General features: G+C 63.1%; 23 protein-coding genes and 1 pseudogene. 9 read left to right on the top strand and 15 right to left on the bottom strand.

Translation table 11 applies throughout. The annotated features are described in order from the left end of the window. Nucleotides 1–4: 4 nt before the first annotated feature. The 3 genes from VOM14_RS12445 to VOM14_RS12435 all read right to left on the bottom strand — a co-directional run bounded on the left by VOM14_RS12445 (nt 5) and on the right by VOM14_RS12435 (nt 3,479). A complete protein-coding gene (locus tag VOM14_RS12445; protein WP_327628991.1) occupies nt 5–463 on the bottom strand; it encodes a response regulator in 459 nt (152 codons plus the stop codon). 182 nt (nt 464–645) lie between these two features. After that, entirely contained in the window at nt 646–2,322 is a 1,677-nt protein-coding gene (locus tag VOM14_RS12440) for an ATP-dependent DNA ligase (RefSeq protein WP_327628990.1), read from the bottom strand. After that, nucleotides 2,319–3,479: a ligase-associated DNA damage response exonuclease gene (locus VOM14_RS12435; RefSeq protein ID WP_327628989.1), complete on the bottom strand. Its 1,161-nt coding sequence runs from the start codon at nt 3,477–3,479 to the stop codon at nt 2,319–2,321. Before VOM14_RS12435 ends, VOM14_RS12440 begins: the two co-directional genes overlap by 4 nt. 144 nt (nt 3,480–3,623) lie before the next feature. Between VOM14_RS12435 and VOM14_RS12430 the strand changes: the two genes are divergently transcribed. The 4 genes from VOM14_RS12430 to VOM14_RS12415 all read left to right on the top strand — a co-directional run bounded on the left by VOM14_RS12430 (nt 3,624) and on the right by VOM14_RS12415 (nt 9,485). Then, nucleotides 3,624–4,526 (top strand): YihY/virulence factor BrkB family protein, encoded by a 903-nt coding sequence (locus VOM14_RS12430; protein ID WP_327628988.1) that lies wholly within the window; start codon nt 3,624–3,626, stop codon nt 4,524–4,526. A gap of 254 nt (nt 4,527–4,780) precedes the next feature. Beyond that, nucleotides 4,781–7,129, top strand: coding sequence for a PAS domain S-box protein (locus VOM14_RS12425; protein ID WP_327628987.1), 2,349 nt, complete (start codon nt 4,781–4,783; stop codon nt 7,127–7,129). An 8-nt stretch (nt 7,130–7,137) separates the two neighbouring features. Then, nucleotides 7,138–8,217 (top strand): cell division protein ZapE, encoded by a 1,080-nt coding sequence (zapE, locus tag VOM14_RS12420; protein ID WP_327629090.1) that lies wholly within the window; start codon nt 7,138–7,140, stop codon nt 8,215–8,217. Nucleotides 8,218–8,399: 182 nt separating this feature from the next. Next, nucleotides 8,400–9,485: a hypothetical protein gene (locus VOM14_RS12415; protein ID WP_327628986.1), complete on the top strand. Its 1,086-nt coding sequence runs from the start codon at nt 8,400–8,402 to the stop codon at nt 9,483–9,485. A gap of 105 nt (nt 9,486–9,590) precedes the next feature. Here the strand turns inward: VOM14_RS12415 and tkt are convergent, their stop codons facing one another. From tkt to VOM14_RS12395, 4 genes are all read right to left on the bottom strand, one after another. After that, nucleotides 9,591–11,675 carry a transketolase gene (tkt, locus tag VOM14_RS12410; protein ID WP_327628985.1) on the bottom strand — a complete coding sequence of 695 codons (2,085 nt, stop codon included), beginning with the start codon at nt 11,673–11,675 and terminating at the stop codon, nt 9,591–9,593. A 292-nt stretch (nt 11,676–11,967) separates the two neighbouring features. After that, nucleotides 11,968–12,513 carry a cupin gene (locus VOM14_RS12405; protein WP_327628984.1) on the bottom strand — a complete coding sequence of 182 codons (546 nt, stop codon included), beginning with the start codon at nt 12,511–12,513 and terminating at the stop codon, nt 11,968–11,970. 159 nt (nt 12,514–12,672) lie between these two features. Then, on the bottom strand, nt 12,673–12,852 hold the full coding sequence (locus VOM14_RS12400; RefSeq protein ID WP_327628983.1) for a hypothetical protein: 180 nt from the start codon (nt 12,850–12,852) through the stop codon (nt 12,673–12,675). A gap of 50 nt (nt 12,853–12,902) precedes the next feature. Then, complete coding sequence (locus tag VOM14_RS12395) at nt 12,903–13,211, bottom strand: hypothetical protein (RefSeq protein WP_327628982.1); 309 nt, start codon at nt 13,209–13,211, stop codon at nt 12,903–12,905. A gap of 178 nt (nt 13,212–13,389) precedes the next feature. Here VOM14_RS12395 and VOM14_RS12390 point away from each other — a divergent pair, with 178 nt between their 5' ends. Beyond that, complete coding sequence (locus tag VOM14_RS12390; RefSeq protein ID WP_327628981.1) at nt 13,390–13,626, top strand: hypothetical protein; 237 nt, start codon at nt 13,390–13,392, stop codon at nt 13,624–13,626. 44 nt (nt 13,627–13,670) lie between these two features. Here VOM14_RS12390 and VOM14_RS12385 read toward each other — a convergent pair whose 3' ends face one another. After that, nucleotides 13,671–13,916 carry a DUF6723 family protein gene (locus tag VOM14_RS12385; protein ID WP_327628980.1) on the bottom strand — a complete coding sequence of 82 codons (246 nt, stop codon included), beginning with the start codon at nt 13,914–13,916 and terminating at the stop codon, nt 13,671–13,673. A gap of 204 nt (nt 13,917–14,120) precedes the next feature. On the opposite strand from VOM14_RS12385, the gene VOM14_RS12380 reads away from it, so the two are divergent. Further along, nucleotides 14,121–14,333: a hypothetical protein gene (locus VOM14_RS12380; RefSeq protein ID WP_327628979.1), complete on the top strand. Its 213-nt coding sequence runs from the start codon at nt 14,121–14,123 to the stop codon at nt 14,331–14,333. Nucleotides 14,334–14,506: 173 nt separating this feature from the next. On the opposite strand, the gene VOM14_RS12375 is transcribed toward VOM14_RS12380, so the two are convergent. Further along, nucleotides 14,507–15,187: a MarC family protein gene (locus VOM14_RS12375; RefSeq protein WP_327628978.1), complete on the bottom strand. Its 681-nt coding sequence runs from the start codon at nt 15,185–15,187 to the stop codon at nt 14,507–14,509. Between the two features lie 110 nt (nt 15,188–15,297). Then, complete coding sequence (locus tag VOM14_RS12370; RefSeq protein WP_327628977.1) at nt 15,298–15,507, bottom strand: hypothetical protein; 210 nt, start codon at nt 15,505–15,507, stop codon at nt 15,298–15,300. Here VOM14_RS12370 and VOM14_RS12365 point away from each other — a divergent pair. From VOM14_RS12365 to glgA, 3 genes are all read left to right on the top strand, one after another. Next, nucleotides 15,506–15,721, top strand: coding sequence for a DUF3311 domain-containing protein (locus VOM14_RS12365; protein WP_327628976.1), 216 nt, complete (start codon nt 15,506–15,508; stop codon nt 15,719–15,721). The genes VOM14_RS12370 and VOM14_RS12365 overlap by 2 nt on opposite strands. Further along, nucleotides 15,718–17,190 (top strand): sodium:solute symporter family protein, encoded by a 1,473-nt coding sequence (locus VOM14_RS12360; protein WP_327628975.1) that lies wholly within the window; start codon nt 15,718–15,720, stop codon nt 17,188–17,190. Before VOM14_RS12365 ends, VOM14_RS12360 begins: the two co-directional genes overlap by 4 nt. A gap of 339 nt (nt 17,191–17,529) precedes the next feature. Beyond that, nucleotides 17,530–19,131: a glycogen synthase GlgA gene (gene glgA / locus VOM14_RS12355; protein ID WP_327628974.1), complete on the top strand. Its 1,602-nt coding sequence runs from the start codon at nt 17,530–17,532 to the stop codon at nt 19,129–19,131. 48 nt (nt 19,132–19,179) lie between these two features. On the opposite strand, the gene VOM14_RS12350 is transcribed toward glgA, so the two are convergent. From VOM14_RS12350 to VOM14_RS12330, 5 genes and pseudogenes are all read right to left on the bottom strand, one after another. After that, nucleotides 19,180–20,340, bottom strand: coding sequence for a GGDEF domain-containing protein (locus VOM14_RS12350; protein WP_327628973.1), 1,161 nt, complete (start codon nt 20,338–20,340; stop codon nt 19,180–19,182). Next, nucleotides 20,300–21,232, bottom strand: a complete 933-nt coding sequence (locus VOM14_RS12345) for a hypothetical protein (RefSeq protein WP_327628972.1) — start codon at nt 21,230–21,232, stop codon at nt 20,300–20,302. Before VOM14_RS12345 ends, VOM14_RS12350 begins: the two co-directional genes overlap by 41 nt. Before the next feature lie 605 nt (nt 21,233–21,837). Further along, nucleotides 21,838–22,179 (bottom strand): cupredoxin domain-containing protein, encoded by a 342-nt coding sequence (locus tag VOM14_RS12340; protein WP_327628971.1) that lies wholly within the window; start codon nt 22,177–22,179, stop codon nt 21,838–21,840. A 26-nt stretch (nt 22,180–22,205) separates the two neighbouring features. Further along, complete coding sequence (locus VOM14_RS12335) at nt 22,206–23,147, bottom strand: metallophosphoesterase family protein (protein WP_327628970.1); 942 nt, start codon at nt 23,145–23,147, stop codon at nt 22,206–22,208. 131 nt (nt 23,148–23,278) lie between these two features. Next, nucleotides 23,279–23,599: pseudogene (locus VOM14_RS12330) on the bottom strand (branched-chain amino acid ABC transporter substrate-binding protein); the annotation flags it as partial. Between the last annotated feature and the right edge of the window lie 212 nt (nt 23,600–23,811).

Here is a 23,811-nt window from a genome sequence, read left to right as displayed (position 1 = left end):
TGGTTTATGGCGGCGTTGCCGTATGCAGCGCCGCCGCCGATTCGAGCACGCGCAGCAGGCGCTCCGGTGTCAACGGCTTCGCGCAATGCGCGTCGAAACCGACGGCGCGGGCGCGCGCGCGGTCATCGCGCGAAGCAAACGCGGTGCACGCAACCAGCAACATGTGCGACGTCGACGGATGCGCGCGCAACCGCCGCGCGAGTTCGAGGCCGTCGAGTCCCGGCATCTTGATGTCGAGAACGACCGCGAACGGCTGCCACTCCGAGGCCATGTCGCATACGGCATGCGGGTCTTCGAGCGCGCGGCACTCGAAGCCGTCGGCATTTAAAAGCATCTGCAGCGCATCGGCCGCTTCGCGGTAGTCGTCGACGACCAGCACGCGACGATGGGAAGTCATCGCATACTGAATTGGCCGCCATACGACCACGTCTTCGCTGTCGTCGAGTTGGTTATCGAACGTCACCTTATTCTCCTGTTGCTTGAGCGCCGCGTCCCGGCTCCTCCGGCGAAACGTGCGCAAGATTCGCTCCCGCGCGCGCCGCGTCATTGATTACATGCTTACTGGATGAGCCGTGTATGGAGTACATACGGCTTCTTTTTTGACGTGTCGTTGTCTTCTTGTTTGTTATGTCGGTACCGTCGGGGTTATCCCGCACGATCGTCGATGAAACCCCGCAGCATCGCGAGCGTATCCGCGTCGTCGATGTGTTTGTCCGTGCGCCAGCGCAACATGCGCGGAAACCGCACGGCAACGCCGGACTTATGTCGCGCGCTCGCCTGTATGCCCTCAAAGCCGATTTCGAAGACGAGCGTCGGGCTCACACTACGCACCGGTCCGAATTTCTCGATCGTAGTCTTGCGCACGATTGCGTCAACCTGGCGCATTTCCTCATCGGTAAGACCCGAATACGCCTTTGCAAAGGGCACGAGCGTGCGCACGCCGTCGGCTTCGTCCCAAACCGCGAACGTGAAGTCGGTGTAAAGGCTCGCGCGGCGGCCGTGGCCGCGTTGCGCATAAACCAGTACGGCATCCACCGCATAAGGATCGATCTTCCATTTCCACCATGTACCCGATGCTTTCGTGCGACCCACGCCGTACATCGACTCGCGCTCCTTGAGCATCAATCCTTCGACGCCGCGCGCACGGCTCTCCTCACGAAGCATGCCGAGTGCACGCCAATCCGCGGCGCTTACGAGCGGCGAGACGCGCAACAGATCGCGAGCGAGCGTGCTGTCGAGCGATGCGGCCAGCGTATCGAGACGCATGCGCCGTTCGGCGAGCGGCGTCATGCGCAGGTCTTCACCGTGAGCTTCGAGCAGGTCGTAAGCGAGCAGCGCGGCGGGCGAATCAGCGAGTATTTTTTTCGTCAACGTCTTGCGCGCGATACGCGGTTGAAGCCGTGCGAACGGCAACGGCGCAACGGCGCCCGGCTCCCACGCAAGAATTTCTCCGTCGATCACGAAGCCGTCGGGCAACGCCTCGCCCAATGCGGTCACTTCCGGAAAGCGCTCCGTGATCAGATCCTCGCCGCGCGACCATAACCACACACGTCCCCCGCGTTTGACGAGTTGCGCGCGGATGCCGTCCCACTTCCATTCGATCAGCCATCGCGACGGATCGCCGAGCGTCTGCGGCTCGGCCTGCAACGGATGCGCGAGGAAAAACGGATACGGCAAGCCGAGATCGCTGTCGTGCCGCGCGGCGGCTTGCTCCGCATCTTCGCTGGCGGCTTGCGGCGCGATCAGACGCAGATAGCGTGCCGCGTCCGGCTTCTGCTGCGAGTCGGTCCATCCGACCATGCGCTGCGCGATCCGCTTATGATCCACGCCGGCGACTTCCGCGAGCGCTCTCACCACCAGTTGCCGCGCGACGCCGACACGAAAGCCGCCGCCAATCAGCTTCGTCAGCAAAAAGCGACCGCTCCAGTCGAGTTCGTCCCAATAGCTGAAAAGACGTGCGCGCAATTCTTCGGGCGCGAGACCGCGCAATGGCAGCACGCGTTGCTCGATCCACTGCGTGAGCCCGAGTTCGGAAGTGCGTTGCGCAGGCGGCAAAATATGCGCGATGGTCTCGGCAAGATCACCCACTGCGTGATACGACTCCTCGAACAACCAGGCGGGCAAGCCCGCGCGTTCGCGCGCGAATTCGGTAAGAAGGCGCGTCGGCACCGATTGACGCGGCTTGCCGCCGGCAAGAAAGTACGACGCCCACGCTGCGTCTTCCGGCGCGGCCACGGCGAAATAATTCGTGAGCGCTTCGAGCTTGTCGTGCGTGGACGTGGTCGCGTCGAGCGCGGTGTAGAGGGCGGCGAAGCGTTTCATGAACGGCTCGCGGCGTCGTCGGCTTTCTGAGCGGATTCCTGCGTTTGCGCCGCGCCGTGCGTTGCGTGGCCAACACCTGTTTGAAGCGCTGTGTCGTCGCCACCCAATGCATCGGCCTCGACCGTATCGTCGCCATATTGAGTCGCGAACGCGCCCGCTTCGAGTCCTTGCTCGCGAAGCCAGCGCACCATCGGCTCGACGGAGCCATGCGTGACGATCACGCGCCGCGCGCCGGTTTCGTGAATGGCTGTTTGCAACGCGGGCCAATCCGCATGATCGGAGAGCACGAAGCCGCGATCGACACCGCGTCTGCGGCGCGCGCCGCGCAAGCGCATCCAGCCCGACGCGAACGCGTCGCTATAGTCGCCGAAACGCCGCAGCCACGCACTGCCTTGCGCGGACGGCGGCGCCACGATCAGCGCCTGTTTGAACGCCGCCTTGTCTTTCTGCGCGATTTCGCTGACGAGCCGCACCGGCGGCAAACGCACGCCCGCTTCGCGATAGGCGCGATTGAGCGGTTCGACCGCGCCATGACAGAAGATGGGTCCAATGCCTGCGTCGACGCTCGCCAGCACGCGCTGCGCCTTGCCGAACGAATAGCAGAACAACACTGACGCGCGTCCTTCTGCGGCGTGATGACGCCACCATGAATCCACGCCGTCGAACACGCTTTGCGGCGCGTCCCATCTATAGATCGGCAGGCCGAAGGTGGACTCGGTGATGAACGTGCCGCAGCGCACAGGTTCGAACGCATCGCAGGTCGGATCGGGGTCGAGCTTGTAATCGCCGGACGCCACCCACACTTGCCCGCGATGTTCGATTCGCACTTGCGCGGAACCCAGCACATGTCCCGCCGGATGCAGCGAAACCGTGACGCCGCCGATGTCGAGACGTTCGCCATACGCGAGCGTTTGCAGCGAAATGTCGGGCAAGCGCGAAAGCAGCACGTTCGCACCGGCCCGCGAAGCCAGATAATGCCGATGGCCAAAGCGCGCGTGATCCGAATGAGCATGCGTGATGACGGCGCGCTCGACCGGTTGCCACGGATCGATATAGAAGTCGCCGGCCGGGCAATACAAGCCCTCTCGCCGCGCAATCACGAGGTCCGGGCGTTCGGCGTTTTCATCTGCGCTATTCAATGTCGGTTCCGGAGCCATTTTGCCCACACGAAGCAAAGGGCATTCCCGACAATGGCGGCCCCATGGCGACTTTCTTGCTTAATCTTTCTTGCTTAATATAGGCATTAGCGCATGGTACGTGTCGCCAGCCGGCGGCCCGGAACGCGCGCGTGGCGAGGCACCATGCACTCCATCATCGATGAGCACGCTCTGTACGTCGTGAAGCATCCTGGCCGCTTCGCGCTCGACACGCTCAAGGCGTTCCGCGCCAATCAAGGCTTGCTGCTCGCCGGGGCGGTCGCGTATTACGCCTTGCTGTCCATTGTGCCGCTGATGATCCTGATCGTCATCGCGCTGTCGCGCATCGTGCCGCAACACGTTTTGCTGGCCGCATTGGGGCATTTGCTGCAATGGCTCGTGCCGGGACAATCGAACGCGCTGGTGCGCGAACTCGCCAATTTTCTTGAGCACCGCGCGGTCATCGGCTGGGTGCTGTTTATCACCATGCTGTTCTTCAGTTCCCTCGCGTTTACCGTGCTGGAAAATGCGATGTCGCTGATCTTCGTTCATCGTGTCGCGATACGGCGACGGCATTTTTTACTCTCCGCCGTGCTGCCCTATTGCTACATTCTTTTCCTCGGCGTCGGCGCGCTGGTCGTCACGCTCGTATCGAGCGGACTCGACGTGGTCGGCGCCGAAGGCCTCGATGTGTTCGGCACGCATGTGTCGCTGCAAGGGCTCTCGCGCGTGGTGCTGTATCTGCTGGGTCTTGCCGGAGAAATTTTCGTGCTGACCTCCATCTATATGGTGATGCCCGTCGGACAGCCGACGCTCAGGCACGCGCTGTTCGGCGGCGTGGTCGCGGCCGCGTTATGGGAAATCACGCGGCACGTGCTCGTGTGGTACTTCGCGACGCTCTCGCAAGTCAGCGTGGTATATGGCTCGCTCACCATGGCGATCGTAATTCTGTTCAGCCTCGAATGGCTCGCTACGTTGCTGCTGTTCGGCGCGCAGGTCATCGCGCAATACGAGCGCTTCGGGCTCGAACCGGCGGGCGCGCCGAAGCAGCCGATCAAGACCGGTTGAGCGTTCCTGCCAGCGGCTTCGCGGCGAGACTGCGGTACCATTCCATCAGATGCCGGACCGGGCGCATCCGCCGCTTGTTATCCCGGCCTGCTCCAGGACTCGACAAATGAGCATCATCCAGCGCAATCACGTACAGATTTCCGTCAGCGGCGCGCGCGGCGACGCACAGACCGGCGCGCGGACAACAAGGCGTCAACCTGGCTTCTCGTTTTCCTCGTGTAACGGCCACTGCATCGTGATAAGCCTCTAACGCAATGCAAAGTACAGACCGTCCATTGCCTCTCGCCGACATGCTGTTCGAACACGCCGCCTGCGGGCTCGTCGTCACGGATAGCGACGGCCTCATCGTGCGCGCCAACGCCACGCTGTGCGAATGGCTCGGCTTGCGCGCCGCCGAACTCGTCAACGGCGTGCATCTTCAGGACCTGCTCACCGCCGCCGGCAAGGTGTTTTATCAGACGCATTGGGCGCCGCTTCTGCAAACGCAAGGCGCGGTCGCCGAGGTCAAGCTGAACATGATGCATCGCGACGGCCGCACCGTGCCGACGCTGCTCAATGCGGTGCGCCGGGTTCATGGCGGGCAGAGTTACTTCGAAGTGGCCGTGCTGATCGTCGCGGATCGTCACAAGTACGAGCAGGAGTTGTTGCTCGCGCGGCGCAATGCCGAGGCATCGGTGGCCGCCCACCAGCGGGCGCAGAAAGAGTTGCAGGAAAGCCGCGACGTGTTGAGCCTCGCGATGCGCGGCGCACGCATGGGCGCGTGGTCGCACGAGCCGAACACCGGCACGTTCTGGTGGAGCCGCGAACTGGAAACACTCGCGGGCTACGCGGAAGGACGCTTCGCCAATACATCGCGCGGCTTTTTCGAACTGATCCATCCGGGCGATCTGGCGGCGCTGAACGAGGCTGTAGATCGCGCGGTGCAAAGCCGCGACGACTACGTCGTCGAATTCCGCTTCCTGCACGCGAGCGGCGACTGGTGCTGGATGGAAGGCCGGGGCCGCGCCACTTACGACGAAGCCGGCCAGCCGCTCATGATCTACGGGCTCGGCATCGACATCACCGAACGCAAGCAGGCGCAAACGGTGTTGCTGCGTCAGGCGGCGATTTTCGAGCATCTGAGCGACGCGATCGTGATCACCGATTTGCGCGGCAATATCACCGACTTCAACGTCGGCGGCGAGCGCATGCTCGGCTATCGCATGCGCGAGATTCTCGGCAAGCCGGTCTCCATTTTCCATCCGCCGCACGAAGCACTGCGCATTCGCCGCGAAGTGCTCGCGGGACTCGGCGCGTACGGCACGTGGCGCGGCGAGCTGCCGTTCGTGCGGCGCGACGGCTCGCGAGGCGTCTGCGAAACGGTGGTAAAGCCGCTCGCGAATTCGCGTGGCGACATCTACGGCGCAGTCAGCATCAATCGCGACATTACCGAACGGCGTCGCGCCGAGGAGCAACTCACGCGCCTGAATCTCGAACTCTCGAACGCCGATCGGCGCAAGGACGAATTTCTCGCCACGCTCGCGCACGAACTGCGCAATCCGCTCGCGCCGATGCGCAACGTGCTCGAAATTCTGCGCGCCAAACAATTCGCCGACCCGCAACTGAACTGGTCGCGCGATGTGTTCTCGCGTCAATTGCAGCACATGACGCATCTCGTCGACGATCTGCTCGAAGTCTCGCGCATCACGCAGGGCAAGCTCGAATTGCGCAAGCAGCGCCTCGAACTCGCGCGCGCGATGCAGTCCGCGACGGAAGCCGCCCGCGCCATCGTGCAGGCGTCCGAACATCATTTGAGCGTGACGTTGCCCGCCAAACCGCTTTTTCTCGACGCCGATCCCACGCGTCTTTCACAAATGATCCTCAATCTGCTCAACAACGCGGCCAAGTACACGCCGCGTGGCGGCAGCATCTCGCTTGCCGCGGAACGCGAAGGCAATGAAGCTGTGATCGTGGTGCGCGATTCCGGCATCGGCATTCCTCGCGAACATCTGAACAGCGTGTTCGAAATGTTCTCGCAACTCGCGCCCGCAATCGACCGCTCGCAAGGCGGACTCGGCATCGGGCTCGCGCTGGTGCGCGGCCTCGCGGAATTGCATGGCGGCACGGTCGCGGCATTCAGCGGCGGACCGGGCGCGGGCAGCGAATTCGTGATCCGCCTGCCGTTGTCGAAATCCGCCGATCCCGCGGGCAACCCTGCTTCCGGCGATGCAACGCAGCCCGCGAAGCCGTCGGCCGCCGGTCAGCGCATTGTTATCGTCGACGATAACGCGGACGCCGCCGATAGTCTCGCGATGGTGCTCGAACTCGAGGGGCATGACGTACGCACGGCCAGCGACGGTATGGCGGGCCTCGCGCTGATCGCCGAATTCGCGCCGCAAGCCGTGATTCTCGACATCGGCCTGCCGCTGCTCAACGGCTACGAAGTCGCGCGCCGCGTGCGCCGCGATTTTCCCGACGCCGGCATCCGGCTGATCGCGGTCACGGGCTGGGGTCAGCAACAGGACAAGCAGACTGCCGTGGAAGCCGGCTTCGATCATCACTTCACAAAGCCGGTCGATCCGATGGAACTGCAGCGCGTATTGAGCGGACAGCAGGAAGGATGAGCGCGAGCGTGCTGGACGAAGCTCAGGTGACAAACGCGCTCGCCGGGCGCGGCGTCGTGCCCGACGGCAAACAGCGCGATGCGATCGCGGCACTCGTCGCATTGCTGGGCACGACAGCGGGCCGCGTTGAATCGCAGTATCAGGGCGTGTATTGCCACGGCATGCCGGGGCGCGGCAAAAGCCTCGTGGTCGATACCGTCTTCGAACTCGCGCATTGCCGCAAGCGACGTCTGCACTTTCACGAATTTCTGCGCGAGATGAACCGGCGCCTCGTGAGCGAGCCGCGTGGCGAGGACCGGCTCGGCGCGGTGTCGAAGCAATGGCTCGGCGGCATCGAGTTATTGTGCTTCGACGAGTTTCATGTGCACGACATTGCCGACGCTTTCCTGATGGCCCGCTTTCTCGACACGGCAATCAGCTTCGGCACGCGCATCATGCTCACATCGAATTACGCGCCTGACGGTTTGCTGTCCGACCCCGAGTTTCATGAGCGTTTCGCGCCCACCATCGAGCAGATCAAACAGCACTTTCGCGTGATTCATTTCGATGGCGCGCGCGACTATCGTTTCGACGGCGAAGCGCACGAGACGCCACGATTCTTCTCGCCGCTCGATGGGGCGTCCCGCGACGCGCTGCGGCAACTCTTCTTGCGCCATGAAAGCAGCGGCGCGCTCGAACCGGCGAAGGTCAGCGCGGCGGGTCGCCCGCTCGCTGTGCGCGCGGCAGGCGCGGCGCTGCTGTGGGCGGACTTCGGTTCCCTGTGCGTGGCGAGCCGTTCGCATCTCGACTATCTGGACCTCGCCGAACGATGGCATGGACTGATCGTCGATAACATGCAGACCGATTGGCTCTCGAAGTCACACACGTTGCAGCGACTCGTGTGGCTCGTCGATATTTTCTACGACCGCAAGCGCGCGCTTTTCATCGCTTCGGATCAGCCGATTCAGGCCGCGTTACGCGGGCTCGAGGGCGCGCACGATGTGTCGAGAACGCTGAGCCGCCTTGCTGAAATGCAATCGCAAACTTATCGCAGCACCCTCGACAACGCGACGGACACGCCACTGCAAATCTTGCAAACGCCGCGCTGATCCGCGTAACCGGCACGTGACATTTCGCGAAAGCGGCCTGCGCCGCAAAACGCCCGAAGGCCCCGCGAAAGGACGCGTTCCGAGGCGATTGCACCACGTGTCTCGCGGGTCCGGGAATGCGCCGTGCTACCGCCGTTGCGGACCCATTCTTCAGCGGATACTCATTCCGCCCTCACGCCGAGATGATCAGAACTGCTTCGATCGCCGCCACGCTTTGCGCGGCATGCCTTGCCTCCGGCTGCGTCCATATCGGACCTTCGCGTCTGAAGGCCGATCAGGTCGATTACGCGCGCGCGCTCGGCGACGCGAAGAAACGCGAGATACTCGCAGCCGTCGTCGGACTCCGTTACGGCGATGCGCCCGCGTTTCTCACAGTGAGCAGCATCATCGCGGCCTACACCTTCGATGCGAGCGGCGGCGCCACCGTCAACGCAGGCTCCGGCAACCAGCCGAATTACGCGCTCGCCACCGGCAGCGTCTCCTACTCGAATCATCCGACCTTCACGTTCACACCGACCACCGGCGAAGCCTTCGCCTCCGCCTATATCCGGCCGCTCTCGCCTGCACTCGTTTTGCCGCTTGCCGAAGGCGGCATTCCGATCGACCTGCTGTTGCGCATCACCGCGCAATCGGTGGGCGGCCTTCAGAACGGCAGCGCGCTCGGCGGCGAGAGCAGCGCGGGCGCGCCCGGCTTTTTCGAGCTGCTGCGCGCGCTGCGGCGTCTGCAACTCGCGGGCGAACTGAATGTGGAATCGCGCAAAGCCGACAGCAAGAGCGAGCAGACGAGCGTCTTTCTCGTGATGGGCGCGACCACCAGCGGCGAGTCGCCGCAGACCGCCGCGGATCTCGCGAGCGTGCGCAAGCTGCTGCATCTGTCGTCGAATACGCGGACCTACGAGATCGTTTATGGACCGTCTTCGGCGTGGCAGAAAGGGGACAAGATTCCGATGGTGACGCGCTCGGTGCTCGGCATCCTGACCGATCTCGGCGCGCAGGTTCAGGTGCCCGTCGAGCGCATCAGCGACGGCTCGACGAAGCCGACCGTGGGGCTGATCGGCGGCGAGACACGGCCGACCATCATCATCCGCTCGGGTCCGACGCCGCCCGACAACGCCTACGTGATGATCCCGTACGGCGCGTCTTCATACTGGGTGGATCGCAACGACTTCGACTCGAAATATGCGTTTACGGTCGTGCAGAATCTGATGGCGCTCGCCGAGTCCGACACGAGCAGCAAGGCGCCTGTCGTCACGATTCCGGCGAATTGAGCCGGGTCTGAACGTGAGCGGCATGCGTGTGATCGCACGCCACCCAGCGCGATAAAAAAGCCTGCGGTTTCCACACCGCAGGCTTTTTAGCGAACGCGCGCCGCACTACTCCTGCGTGCGCTTCGACTGAACGCGCGCGATTTCCTGTTTCGCCGCCTCGTACACATGCTCGGGCGTGAAGCCGAACTTCTTCTTCAGATCGGCAAGCGGCGCCGACGCGCCGAACGTGTGCATCACCACTTGCGCGCCGAGCCTGCCGGCATAGCGGTCCCATCCCAGCGTGGCGGCCTGTTCGACCGCCACGCGCGCGTCGATGTCGGGCGGCAACACCTCATGGCGATATGCCTCGTCCTGGCGCTCGAAAATATCCCATGAAGGCATCGACACCACGCGCGCCGCAATGCCTTCGCCCTTCAGCTTCTCGTAGACATCGACGCAGATGGACAACTCACTTCCTGTGGCGAGCAGGATCACTTGCGGCTTCTGTCCGTCGGGTGCATCGGCGAGCACATAGGCACCCTTCTTCACGCCCGCCGCCGACGCATAGCGGCTGCGGTCCAACGTGGGCAGCGGCTGACGCGACAGCACCATGCACGCCGGCCGGTGCGGCTGGGTGAGCGCGACTCGCCATGCTTCGGCCACCTCGTTCGCATCGCCGGGACGCAGTACGGTGAGGCCCGGCACGCCGCGCAGCGACGCGAGTTGCTCGATCGGCTGATGCGTCGGACCATCTTCGCCGACACCGATCGAGTCATGCGTGAACACATAGATCGCCTCGACTTCCATGATCGCGGAGAGGCGGATCGGCGGCTTCATGTAGTCGCTGAAAATCAGGAAGGTTGAACCGTAGGGCCGCAGATTCGACAACGCAAGGCCGTTCACCACGGCGCCCATGCCATGCTCGCGAATGCCGAAGTGCAGATTGCGGCCACCGTAGTTGTCGAATTCGAAGCTGCCCGCGCCCTCGAATTTCAGATTCGTTTTCGTCGATGGCGCGAGGTCCGCCGCGCCGCCGATTATCCACGGCACGCGCGCGGCGATGGCGTTGAGCACCTTGCCCGACGAATCGCGCGACGCGAGGCCTTTCGGGTCCGCGTCGAAAGTGGGAATGTCCTTGTCCCAGCCCTCGGGCAACTCATGCGCTTCCATCTGCGCGAATTCACGCGACAGTTCAGGATATTGCCTGCTGTACGCGTCGAATTGCTTCTGCCACTGCTCGCGCGCCGCCTTGCCGCGCGCGCCGATGCCCGCGGCGAAACGCTCGTGCACGCCGTCGGGCACGTAGAAGAATTTGTCTTCTGGCCAGCCGTAAAACTTCTTCGCGAGCGCGACCTCTTCCACGCCGAGCGCTTCGCCGTGCGCGGACGCCGTGTCCTGCTTGTGCGGCGCACCCCAGCCGATGATGCTGTTGACCACGATCAGCGTCGGCCTGTCCGTGATGCTCTTCGCTTCGACGAGCGCGGCTTCGAATGCGGCAGTGTCGTTCGCATCGTTCACATGCAACGTGTGCCAGTGATAGCCGCGAAAACGGCTTTCGACGTCGTCGCTATACGCGAGATCCGTGTGGCCCTCGATCGTCACGCGGTTGCTGTCGTAAATCCAGATCAGATTCGAGAGTTTCAGATGACCCGCGAGCGAGGCCGCTTCATGCGAGATGCCTTCCATCATGTCGCCGTCGCCGCACAGCGCATACACGCGGTAATCGAAGAGCGGCGCATCGGGCTTGTTGAAGCGGTTCTCATACCAGCGCGCCGCCATCGCCATGCCGACGCTATTGCCGAGCCCCTGGCCAAGCGGCCCCGTGGTGGTTTCCACGCCGGTGGTCATCCGGTACTCGGGATGCCCCGGCGTCTTGCTGTCGATCTGGCGGAACCGCTCGATGTCCTCCAGAGACACCGCGGGGCCGCCCGTGGGCTTGCCGTGTTCGTCGACGGCCTTCACGTTCGCGAGATGCAGCAGCGAATACAGCAGCATGGATGCATGCCCGACCGACAGCACGAAGCGGTCGCGGTTGGGCCATAACGGCTCGTTCGGGTCGTAACGCAGATGGTTTTGCCACAGATGATAGGCCACCGGCGCGAGCGCCATCGGCGTGCCGGGGTGGCCGGAATTGGCCTTTTGCACTGCGTCCATCGACAGCGTGCGGATCGTGTTGATGCACAGCTGATCGAGGGCGGGATCGTTTTGCATGGGACACTCCTTGTTCGGCCGTTGAGGATATTGCCGCGGCGCAGCCGCGAAGCCGCCGGCGAACGGTGTTCATGGGAAACAGCGTACGACGAATCCGGCAACGCTCACCGATGATGCGCCGATGCGCGCAAATCTGCACGCGGCATGACATCGGCTTTCTGGTTGCGGGTGCCAATGCGGCGCATCGAAGCGGGCTTGTCTTGCAGCGCGCTTGTGAATTCGTGCGAGTTGAACCGCACGTTGTCAACTGCACGTGGTGAGCCGCAATACAAAGCAATGCGCGGCGCGTGCATCACGCCGCGTGCAGCCAGTGCTCGCAAAGCGGACCGTGCTTGCCGTCGACGGGGTCCATCGCCGGAAACGGCAGCGCCTGCATGGCCGCGAGTTCTTGCGGCGTGAGCGCCTCGCGGCGGATGTCCCACTGCTGTCCCGCCGGATAGCCCGCGACCACGCGAAAATGGCCCTGAAACGATTGCAGGCAATGACCGGTACCGGCGGGCAGCAGCAACACGTCGCCCGCGGAAATGGTCACGACCTTGCCGCGCGGACCGCCGACGATCACTTCGGCGGAGCCGCCTGAGACGCCCAGCACTTCATGCGCGGTCGAGTGGAAATGGTGATAGTCGAAGATGCCGTTACGCCATTGCGGCGGCCACTCGTTGCGCGCGAACAATAGCTCGAACGCGACGGCAAGATCGCCGATGGCGGGCGCGAGAGCACGCCGGTAAACCACGACAGGCAGCTTACGGTTATTCGGCACCCAGTCGTGCGGCGCCAGCATGAATGCTTCGTACTCGGATTGAACTGCATCGAATGCGTGCTTTGAATTTTCGCGCATGGTTGATCCCTGTGCGTTGCATGGGTCCGTGCGAAGAGCGCGCGAAGGCGCCGGCTCGCAGACTGCCAGCCGCATCGACACGGACGATCTTCGCGGCGCCGCATAAAGCGCGCCTGATTGGCGGGCGCTGTGCGTTGCGTCTGCACGCAGGCAAATCGATCAACCGCCGCCAATGCCTTGCAGCACTTTGCCCGTGCCGCCGCACACCGCGCACTGTATCCCTTCCACCTTGCCTGTACCGTGACACGCGCGGCAGATGTCCTCGCCGACGCCGGGCGCGTCGGGCGGCGCTTCATCGCCGGGATTCAGCGGTTTGTTGTCCTGTTGCTCCTGTTGCATTGATCTCTCCATTCGGCTTTCAAGGCATTACGCAAGGCACTCCTCAGGCATTACTTCTTGTGCGAGGCGCGGCCGCCGCCTCCAGGAGGCTCGCCATGCGCGCCGGTTCCGAGCGGCACTTCCGCGGTCTGCGCGGGACGCTGCGTCGAGCGGCGCGGGTTGGTTTGCTCGTCGACGCCGGTCTGCACGACGGGCTCGATGCCAAGCGGACTCGGCTCGACATAGTGCGTGCCGCTCGGCTTGTTGCGCGCTTTGACCTCGGGCGACACTTCCGCGGCGCCGGGCTTCGCGCGCGATGCGCCGGACTGCGGATCGGGTTGCACATCAGGTCGTGGATCGGATTGCGGGTCGGAATCCATACGGCTCTCTCCTTTTATCAGCGATAGCTTCATTGCAGAAACGATGCAGCAACATCTGGACCGTGCGCGTCGCGCCCGAGTCCAACGCCAATGCACATGCGCTGGGCACACTCATTGCGGCGAGAAAAGCACAAGCCTCGGTGTGATCTTTGTAGATCTTTGTAAAAAGGAGAACCTCATGACGGTCACGACCATTCGCGTATCCGATACCGAAGTGCAGGTCGAACGGACGCTCTACACGTTCGCGCAAAAGAGCGACGCGGATGCGTTCGCCCAATGCGTAGTGAACGACTCGATCGACACCTGCTATCGAAACCATTCGCCTTTGTCCGCGCGCCCCACGGTGCCGGACGAACCGCCGGACGATCCGAATCGCGGCAGCACGATTTCGCCTTCGCTCGGCGGCATGCCTTGAGCGTTGCTTCTGAAAAGCACGATGCTGTTTTCAACTCGCCGCCGTCACTTCTCCGGTGACGCGCGATCCGCCGCCACGATCTGTTTGCCATATTCGACGGCGGCGCGGCGCGCTTCATCGGCGCTTTCGTACGGCCCGATCTGCGGCGCGCCGTCGAATGGGAAAAGAATCCTCCTGTCTGCTTTCCTGACAACCTTCAGTCCACCTACGTAACGGCCGTCGCCTGTTCCGTGATAGCTGGCGAAAATCTCGAACTCGTCGTCAGCGACGTCGGCCCTATGTCGCGCCATGTGTGTCGTCCTTATTCCCTGTACTTTCAGTGCCCGATGAGCGCCCACGCTGGGCCGCGCCATGCGGTTCGCATCGCGCACTACGCAGGCGAGCAATAGGCGTTCCACCTGCGATGGCGCTCCCAGACAGCGATTCGCGAATCAGCAGTGGCATGCGCATTGCACGTATGAGAGCAGAACGAGAGCAGAGATAAGGAGGTAACGATGACTCGAAGCAACACGCGTGACGTGCCGTTCATCCTGCATACACCGACGCCTGAGATCGACCCGGAAGTGCCGGACGTCGAGCCCGATCCCCCGCCGGTGCCCGACGACGAACCAGGCGGTCCGCCGTCGCAAGCGCCCGAAGGCGATCCGCCCGACAGTCCGCCGCCGATGCGAGCCGCGCGTTACTTCCTGTGCGGCGCTCGCAATTAGCGTAGTTCGATGAAATTTTTCGTGGAGGGCGCCGCCAGCGAGTGGCGTGGCCGCGCATCAGCACTGATGCGCATGCCGACATACGCGCCGCTCTGCAATTTCCCCACGAGCGGGCTCGTGTTGCTGCTCGAAATCGCGCGGCGCGCGCGTTCGAGTCGACATGATTGCGCGGTTCACGGGTTGGCCGCGGGCTGCATCGTCGCGATGGGAATGAGAAATTCAGAGAAACCGGTAAGCATGATCTGCACGCCGATGCACAGCAGTAAAAATGAGGAAACGCGCATCGCGACCTTGGTGCCTTCCACGCCGAGATACCTCGCAAAAACGGCAGCGCGGCTATAGATCAGATACACCGTCGCCGCAACGGCGAGCGAGATCACGATCGACGCGATGCTCGACAGCACGAACGCCGAGAGCTTATGCGTGCGGTTCGCCGTCAGCGCGATGGCAGTGGCGATAGAGCCGGGCCCGGTGGTGAGCGGAATCGTCAGCGGGAAGAAGGCCTTCGCCTTCGCGCTTTCGGCATCCACGCGCTTCACGCCCGGCTGATCGGCGGGCTGCGTGTCGGGCGCATTCAGCATTTGCCAGCCGCCCACCGCGACAGCAAGCCCGCCGCCGATGCGCAGCGCCTCCATCGAAATCCCGAAGAAATGCAGAATGGGCGCGCCGAGGAAAAACGCCACCAGCACCACGCACATCACGTTGATCGCGATCTTTCTCGCGAGCGCGGTGCGCTCCTCGGTGGTCAACGAAGCAGTCCGGTCGAGGAAAACAAAAGCAATGCCGATAGGATTGATGATGCTGATCAGCCCGGTAAAGCCGAACAGAATGTCCGAGATCAGACTTTCGACCATATGCGCCCCGTGTCGAGTCGCCCCTTTGCAGTGCGAATGCTGCGAGGTGGGCACGCCGCGTCATGTTGAGGCGAGAATCATATCGCGGCGCGATATAAAACCGTGAATACTCACACGAACATCGCGCATTGCGGCGCAGCAAGAACACAGCGGGAACATGGCAGCGACGCAAAAGCAAAAGTACTGATCGATGCGCCCGCAACTTTCAGAAAGCCTACACTTTTTTGACCGGCTTTACGGAACAGAAGCATCAGGCATACAGTCGCCAGCGAAGCCGCACTTTCAACGAGACGTTCAAACAGTTCGAGGAGTTGCCCCATGTTGCTTCGTGTACTCGCCGCGCTGCCGTTCATCGGCATTCTGCTCGGTATTCCGTTTGTGAACCGTGTCGAGCCGCTCGTGCTCGGCATGCCGTTCGTGCTGGCATGGATTGTCGGGTGGGTGGTGTTGAGTTCGATCATCATGGCGATCATCTATCGCCTCGACTCGTCGAACCGGCAGATTGCCGTCGAAGCAGAGGAGGTCCGCCCATGAGCGCACTCGTCATCATTGCGGCCATTACGCTCTTTGCGCTCTTTCTCGGCGTGCGCGCGAAGCATGGCCACGACATGAGTCTCGAACAATGGACCGTGGGCGGCCGCAGCTTCGGCACGGCTTTCGTGTTTCTGTTGATGGCCGGTGAAATCTATACGACCTTCACGTTCCTCGGCGGAAGTGGTTTTGCCTATGGCAAGGGCGCACCGGTCTACTACATTCTTGCGTACGGCACGCTCGCCTACATCCTCTCGTACTGGATGCTGCCGCCCATCTGGCGCTATGCAAAACAACAGCGTCTCGTTTCGCAGCCGCACTTTTTCAGCCGCAAATACGATAGCCCGGCACTCGGCACGCTGGTCGCGCTCGTCGGCGTGGCCGCGCTGATTCCCTACCTCGTGCTGCAACTGAAGGGCCTGGGCATCATCGTCGCGACCGCTTCGTATGGCGCGATTTCGTCGACGGCCGCGATCTGGATCGGCGCCGCCGTGGTCACCGTCTATGTGATCGTTTCCGGCGTGCGCGGCTCGGCGTGGAATTCGTGCGTGAAGGATATGCTGATTCTCGCCATCGTGCTGTTCCTCGGCATCTATCTGCCGATGCACTATTACGGCGGCCTCGGCGACATGTTCCGCGCAATCGACGCCGCCCGTCCCGGCTTCCTGACGTTCCCCGCCAAGGGTTCGAGCGTGACCTGGTTCCAGTCCACGGTGCTGCTCACGGCGCTCGGCTTCTTCATGTGGCCGCATACGTTCGGCTCGATTTTCACCGCGAAGGACGAGCGCATTTTCCGTCGCAACGCGATGGTGCTGCCGCTGTATCAGCTCATTCTGCTGTTCGTGTTCTTCGTGGGCTTCGCCGCGACGTTGAAGGTGCCGGGCCTGAAAGGCGGCGACATCGACCTGTCGCTCTTTCGCCTGTCGTTGCAAACGTTCGACCCGTGGTTCGTCGGCGTGATCGGCGCTGCCGGCATTCTGACCGCGCTCGTGCCAGGCTCGATGATTCTCACCTCGGCCTCCACGCTGCTCGCGAACGACGTCTATCGCGGCATGGTGAACCGCAACGCGTCGGACGCCGCCGTGGCGAAGTTCGCGCGCGTCCTCGTGCCGGTCGTCGCGCTGGTGGCGGTCGGCTTCACGCTGCATGGCGGCGAAACGATTGTCGCTCTACTGCTGATGGGTTACAGCTTTGTGACACAGCTCTTTCCGGCGGTGATCTGCAGTCTCTTTCCGCGCAATCGGGCCACGAAACAAGGCGCTTTCTGCGGCATCGTAGCGGGCGTCGCGGTCGTGGCGATCACCACGATGATGCATCTGACCATCGGACAACTGCTGCCGTTCTTGTCCGATTCGCTGAAAGACGTGAACATCGGCTTCGTCGCCCTGGCGGTCAATGTGATCGTGTTCGTGATTGTCAGTGCAATGACGCAAAGAGGACGCGTCGAGCAAACCCACGCTTCCGCGCACTGAAATCCTGCTGCACATGAGTGAAAAAAGCCGTCGCCCGCGCGACGGCTTTTTCATTTCCAGTTGGCAAAAGAGGACGTCAAAACTACACGCGCTTGAAGAAACGGAGAAGCGCAACCACGCGGTCACGCGCACGGCATTCACTCGCAACCCCGGCGAGACACAGGCGACATATAGGCGAGACACAGACAAGAGCCAGGCTAAACCCAGGCAAAACCCAGGCGAAACCCAGCCAAAGCATCGGCGAACGAAACCTGAGGCGCAGGCACACCGTTTGCTGCTTTAATGCCCTGCTCTTCCGCCGCACTGCACAAGTGCACCATGTGTCCTTTGGGGGCCACCTTGCCGCTAAACGTCCTTCTTGTCGCTTCCGAAGCCTTCCCGCTCGCCAAAACGGGCGGCCTCGGCGACATGGTCAGCGCCTACGCCGCCGCCTTGCGCGATGCGGGAGTGGACGTCTCCATTCTGATGCCCGCCTACCCGGCCGCGCTCGAACGCGCCATCGACGTCGTCCCCGTTGCACGCATGACCGGACTTCCCGGCGGCGACGCGCGTCTGCTGCGCGCGCGAATGCCCGATAGCGGCGTCACGGTGCTGCTGCTGCAAATGGATCACCTGTTCGCGCGCGAAGGCTTGTATCGCGACCCGCAAGGACGCGATTACCTCGACAACCTGACGCGCTTCGCCTCGCTCGCTGCGGCGGCCGCGCGCGTCGCTCGCGGCGTTCGCAACGTGAAGCGCCCTGACATCGTGCACGCGCACGACTGGCATGCGGGGCTCACGCCGTTATATATGCGCCTCGCGGGCGTCGGCGCGAAAAGCGTCTTCACGATTCACAACCTCGCGTTTCAGGGCAATCATCCACTGGCGATGGGCGGCTGGATCGGCGTGCCGCCCGAGCTGCTGGCGCCCGCGCTGAGCGACGAACGCAGCATCGAGTTTTATGGTTTGCTCAGCATGATGAAGGCCGGCATCGTGCACGCGGATCGCATTACGACCGTGAGCCAGCGCTATGCGCGCGAGATCGTGACGCCGCACTTCGGGCACGGCATGGAAGGCGTGCTGCTCGCGCAAGGCGCGAAGCTGAGCGGCATCGTCAACGGGATCGAGACTTCCGTGTGGAATCCGGCCACGGATGCGCACATCGCGCGCCCCTATTGCGTCGACGATACCGCCGGCAAGCAGGCGTGCAAGCGCGAATTGCAGCAGGCGTTCGGCCTCGTGCGCGATCCGTTTGCGCCGCTCGTTGCAATCGGCAGCCGTCTCACGGAACAGAAAATGGCGGACGTGGTGGTGCGCGCGCTGCCTGAACTGCTCGAACACTATCCGCGCCTCCAGTTCGCGATTCTCGGGCAAGGCGAGCGCGGCCTCGAACACGCGATGCAGGAACTGGCCGCCGCGTGGCCTGGCCGTGTCGGCGTGCAGATCGGTTATGACGAGCATTGCGCGCATATGCTGCACGCAGGCGCGGACATTTTGCTGCATGGCAGCCGCTTCGAGCCGTGCGGACTGACGCAGCTCTATGCCATGCGTTACGGCACGATTCCGGTAGCGTCGCGCGTGGGCGGCCTCGCTGACACCATCGTGGATTACGCGCCGCATGAGTCGCGCGACGAGGATTGCGCGACCGGCTTCCTGTTCGACGGCGACCAGTCGCATGATGTCGCGCAGGCGTTGGGCCGCGCACTGGCGGCGTTCATGCAGCCCTCGTCGTGGCATGCACTGCAGCGTAATGCGATGAGCCGCGACTCGGGCTGGAAAGCATCGACGTCGAACTATCTGGCGCTGTACGCCGAACTCGTCGATGCACGCCCCGCGCTTGCCGACACGCGCGTTCGCAAAACGCCGGGCCGCTCGAGAACGGCGGTCTCCGCAGAAGCGCAGCGAGTTCGCGGCGACGAAGCGTTCAATCCCGGCGCGGGCGAAATCGTGCTCACTGCGTGATAACGCAATGACGTCTTGACCTGAGATTGAAAACCGCCTGCCGCGTGTTCAGCGCCTGGGCGCGGGCGTGCTCGTGGCGAACGCGTAGCCGTCCTTGCCGCCGCGCTTGACCTGATACATCGCCTCGTCGGCAGCGACGACGAGGCGGCGGCAATCCTGAATGACATCGGGAAAGCTTGCAATGCCGATGCTCGCTCGAACCATGCGCACACCCATCTCTTCGTCGGTACGAACCACGCAATCGATCAGGCGCTGCGCGATTTCGCCCAGTTCCTCCTGCGCGGAAAACTCGCGCACGAGCACGGCGAATTCATCGCCGCCAATCCGCGCGACGACATCGTGTCTGCGCACCGATTGACGAAAGCGCTGCGAGACCGCGACCAGAAACTCGTCGCCGACGCGGTGACCGAGTGAATCGTTGACCTTCTTGAAGCCGTCCAGATCCATGTAGAGCACCGCGAGATTCGGCGGCGTCGCATCCATTTGCGTCTGCGACGCGGCCTCTTCCAGCGCGGCAAAAAGTTTGCGCCGGTTCGCAAGACCGGTCATCGGATCGTGCAGCGCCGCGTGCTCGAATTCGTGCGACTGACCTGCAAGCTGCCGGTTGCGTTTGGCGTACATGCCGAGCGCCGTGATCAGCATGCAGAACAGCAGCGCCGCCACCGCGATCAACATACGCGCGACGTGCGTGATGCGCCTGCGCATGTCGGCGCTATCGAGATCGCGTTGCGTGTGCCAATACGACGACGCGTTGGCGAGCAACGTGTCCATTTCGGCGAACGTGGCATCGGGCAATAAAACAGACGACGGCATATGCGGTGCGTCGGCGGGACTCGCATTCACGAGCGCGGCGAGCGACGCGAGACGCCGCGTCAGCTCGGCGCGCGCCTGCCGATAATCGTCGGTCGAGGCATCGTGCGCGCCCGGCACGTGCTCGTCCCACACGCCGACGCGCGCGCGAGCCGTGTCGGCGCGCTCGACCGCCTCGAGCACGAGACCCGCGTACTCCTGTTTGACCTGATCGGAGAACACGGCCCGGATCTGCATCGCGAGATACAGTACGCCGATCAGCAGGCACAGCACCGACGCCACGGCGACCGTCGCGGGACCGGCCCTCACCCGCCATGCGCTGACGCGCGGGGCATCGGGGCGCAACGCGAAGAGCGGCTCAGGGATGTGAGTAGAGGTCTTGCTGACTTCCGCTGCCATGTTGTCTATAGCTCACGCGTCGAAAGAACGAACCCACCTTTGCGAACAGATTTCCCTTGTGCCGCGCATTCGATGCCGGATTGCGGCGCTCCTGCTGCGCGTATTTCACGTCCCTCGCCGGGCGGCTCGATGCGGCTTGCGGCTCGGGTGTGCCAGCCGCGCGCTGCGCGGCGCGAGGCGCGGCGGCCACGGTGAATGGAGCGGGCGATGCCGGGTCGGCAATCACTTTCTCATTCTCGGCCAGCGCCGCCGAAGCAGGAGCCGTGGCGGCAGCGACAGTAGCGGCGGCGGCCGCAGCAAGCGTGACTTGCCCCGACCATGTCGACGGCTTGCGATCGTCTTCGGTCGCCGAGGCCAGTGCCGGATCAGGAGGCGCAGGAAGACTCAGCAACGGTATGTCGTTCTGAGCGGTCGTGAAAGTACCCGGCCTGCCTGTCGGCAGATTCGCCGTCGGATTGATTGGCGCAGGCGCGGCCGACGACGACGTATTCATCGCCGAGGTCGCGAGCGGCGCCGCCGATATCGCCGCATTCATGTCAGGCACCGCCGCGACCGTGGCGGGTGTCGGCGGCACGAGGTCCGCGGGCGACATCGAAGTGCCGGAGACGCCTGGCGAATTCGCGAGCACCGGCGCCGCGCTGGCCGACGGCATGCGCAACGCCTGCCGCGCGCGTGCAATCGCTTCGGCATACGTCTGCTGGTCGCTGTTGAACCAGACGCCATACGCGACCGTGCCCACCACGCCGAACGCCAACGCGCTCGCCGCGGCTACGCAAATCGCCAGACGTCCGAACCGGGCCGGCGCCGCGCTTGCCTCTTCCATATCACTGCTGTCGAAGCCTGCATCCTCCCAGTCGTTCCGGGCATGAGGCAATTCGGGATCGTTGAACATCGTTGTACGCTCCGCAATTCTTCCGTCTGACGCTCCATCAGGCATGGTCACATAATTTCGCACGGTCGATGCAAACGCTCCTGGAAGAATGTAACGCTCTCATCCGGTAGCGACAATAGAACTCCGCTCCGCTTCAAACGCATGTTGGCCGGAGCGCATTCGAGTCTGCAAGTACTGGTAAAACGTTCAATGTTGCATGCAGTTGCGACACACTCCCGCGCGTGAGCTTGCGCGCGTACATGCGCGCGGCCCCGTTGGCTATAGCATGCAACCGCCATCACGCCACACGACGAGACGAGCGGGCATCTACTATGCAATAAGCGGGCCTGTCCGATACGGCCGATATCGCGTGGCCTCTGCTTCGTTTGAACGAGGTTGCGCTTTGCGCGCCGAAATGGTTGCGTGCGCCACTAAATCGGGAAATATTTCGCGCCGTCCCACGCAGCAGGGAGAGTGAGACTTTCTAAGGAAGGCGGCGGAATCGGACAGGCGCCACTTTCGCGTCGCGGGTTCGGCGCAAGCGGCGCATGTCAATGGCATTTCGGCGGAAATGCGCTATGGCGTAAATGCGACGCGCGCCGCGCTAGCCGGTGCGCGCTACGCACTTATTGAACCGTGATGGTCTCTTTCATGTTCGGATGAATGCCGCAAAACACGTTGTACACACCGGGCTTGTCGAACGTGAACTGATACGTGTCGTTCTGATCGAGCGCCGCCGAGCGAAACATGCCCGCGTCGTTGACGACCGTGTGCGGCTCGCCATCGAGGTTCTTCCACGTCACCGTCGTGCCGGCTTTGACGGTGAGCGCCATCGGCGAAAACATGAAGTTCTTGATGACCACCGCGCCAGGAGTCTGCGCCGAGGCCGACAGCCCGCCTGCGCCCGCGATGATCGCGGCACTGATCAGAAGGCGGGGCAACGCGCGTCGAATGATAGGGCTTTGCATGATTGATCTCCATTCGGTGGAAGCGGCTACGACACCAGCGTCGTGTCGGCGAGCGTGGACTTGAGCGGATGGCGCGCGATCGTAACGCTCGTCACGCCGAGCATTTTCGGCAACTGATCGCTTGCCACGGTCAACGGGCCGGGGCCCGGACCGTCGCCCGCAATCGGCTGCGGATACGCGGTGGAGCGCGCGGTGTGGAACGTGATGTTGCCTTCCACCTTCGAAACGATCTGGTGAATATGGCCGTTCAACACGGTCACCGAGCCGAAGCGCTTCAGATAGCTCATGGCCTCGCCCGCGTCGCCGGTGCCCCATCCCCATGGTTCGTAGATCGTCCACATCGGCATGTGGGCGAATACGACAATCGGCGTGCTGGACGAGCGCACCTTCAGATCGCTTTCGAGCCACTGGAGTTGTTCGTCGCCGAAACTGCCGAGGCCGTTCGCCTTGAAGTGCATCACGTTGACGAGCCCGACAAAGTGCACGCCCTGGTGATCGAAGCTGTAATAGCCCTTGTTATTGGACGCTTTTCCGAATCGGCTGAAGTATTCGGCGCCCGGACCGTCGGTCACGTCGTGTTCGCCGGGCACCGTATGCAACTCCGTGATTTGCAGCCCCGACAGCAATTGCGACGCGAGATCGAACTCGGACGGCTTCGAAAGATGCGTGATGTCGCCGGTGTGAATGGCGAGCGCCGGCTTGACAGGCATGGCGTTGACGAACTCGATGGTCTGCTTCAACGTGCCCGCGACATCGGGATTGGCTTCCTTATTGAAGCCGATATGCGTGTCGCTGATTTGCAGAAAGAGCGGCACGCCCCGCGCCGTGGCCGATTTCGCGTCGGCGGCGAGCGCGAGTTGCACTGGCGTGAGCACGCCGCCCGCAAGAACGAACAGCGTGCCCGCGCCGCCATACGCGAGACATTTCAGCGCGCCGCGGCGTGAAGGATCGAATGAATGAGATGACATGTTGGCCTCACGATAAGGGGCCGCCGACAGCGCGCTGGCTCATCCAGCGCGCTTCGGACCCGGTTCGTGAGGCATGACTGACGAGGCGCGGGTTTTATTCCCGGCGCGCCCCGCCTATCTCCGAAGCCCGGCTACAGCCCGCTGCCGCCCACGGTTCTCAGGCGCTTCCATTGACCTTCCTGCACCTGGAACAGCGTGTACGGCGGCATGATGAGATCGCCATAAGGATCGAACGTAATGTGCCCCGTCACACCCGTGACCGTGACCTTCGAGAGACGCTCGACAATCTTCGCGCGATCCAGCGAATCCGCGTCATGAATGGCCTTGATCATGGCGAGCGCGGCGTCGTAGGCGAACGGCGCAGTGGCCGCGTAGGGCGACAGATCGAGTGGCGGCGCGCGCCCCGCGATCAGATCCGCGACGATACGCCCGCTCATGCCCGCGAGCGTCAAGCCGGTTCGATCCGCGAGCGGACAGTCGCTCGGCGCGATCAATCTGCCTGACGGAAAAGAGTTCGTGCAAGGCTCAGGGAGCTTGCATTCGGCTATGGCTGCATCGACGTGAAGATGTGAGACGGTCAATGCAGAAAAGCCCACGAAACATGGGCTTTTCTGCAACATGCCGCTCATCGCGGCACTCAGGCGTTCGCTTGAAAGCGGCTTAA

The organism is Paraburkholderia sp. MPAMCS5 (genome assembly GCF_036016995.1).
Classification (GTDB): domain Bacteria; phylum Pseudomonadota; class Gammaproteobacteria; order Burkholderiales; family Burkholderiaceae; genus Paraburkholderia.
Note: the sequence above shows the minus strand (reverse complement) of the source record. Positions and strands in the feature narration are given on the sequence as shown.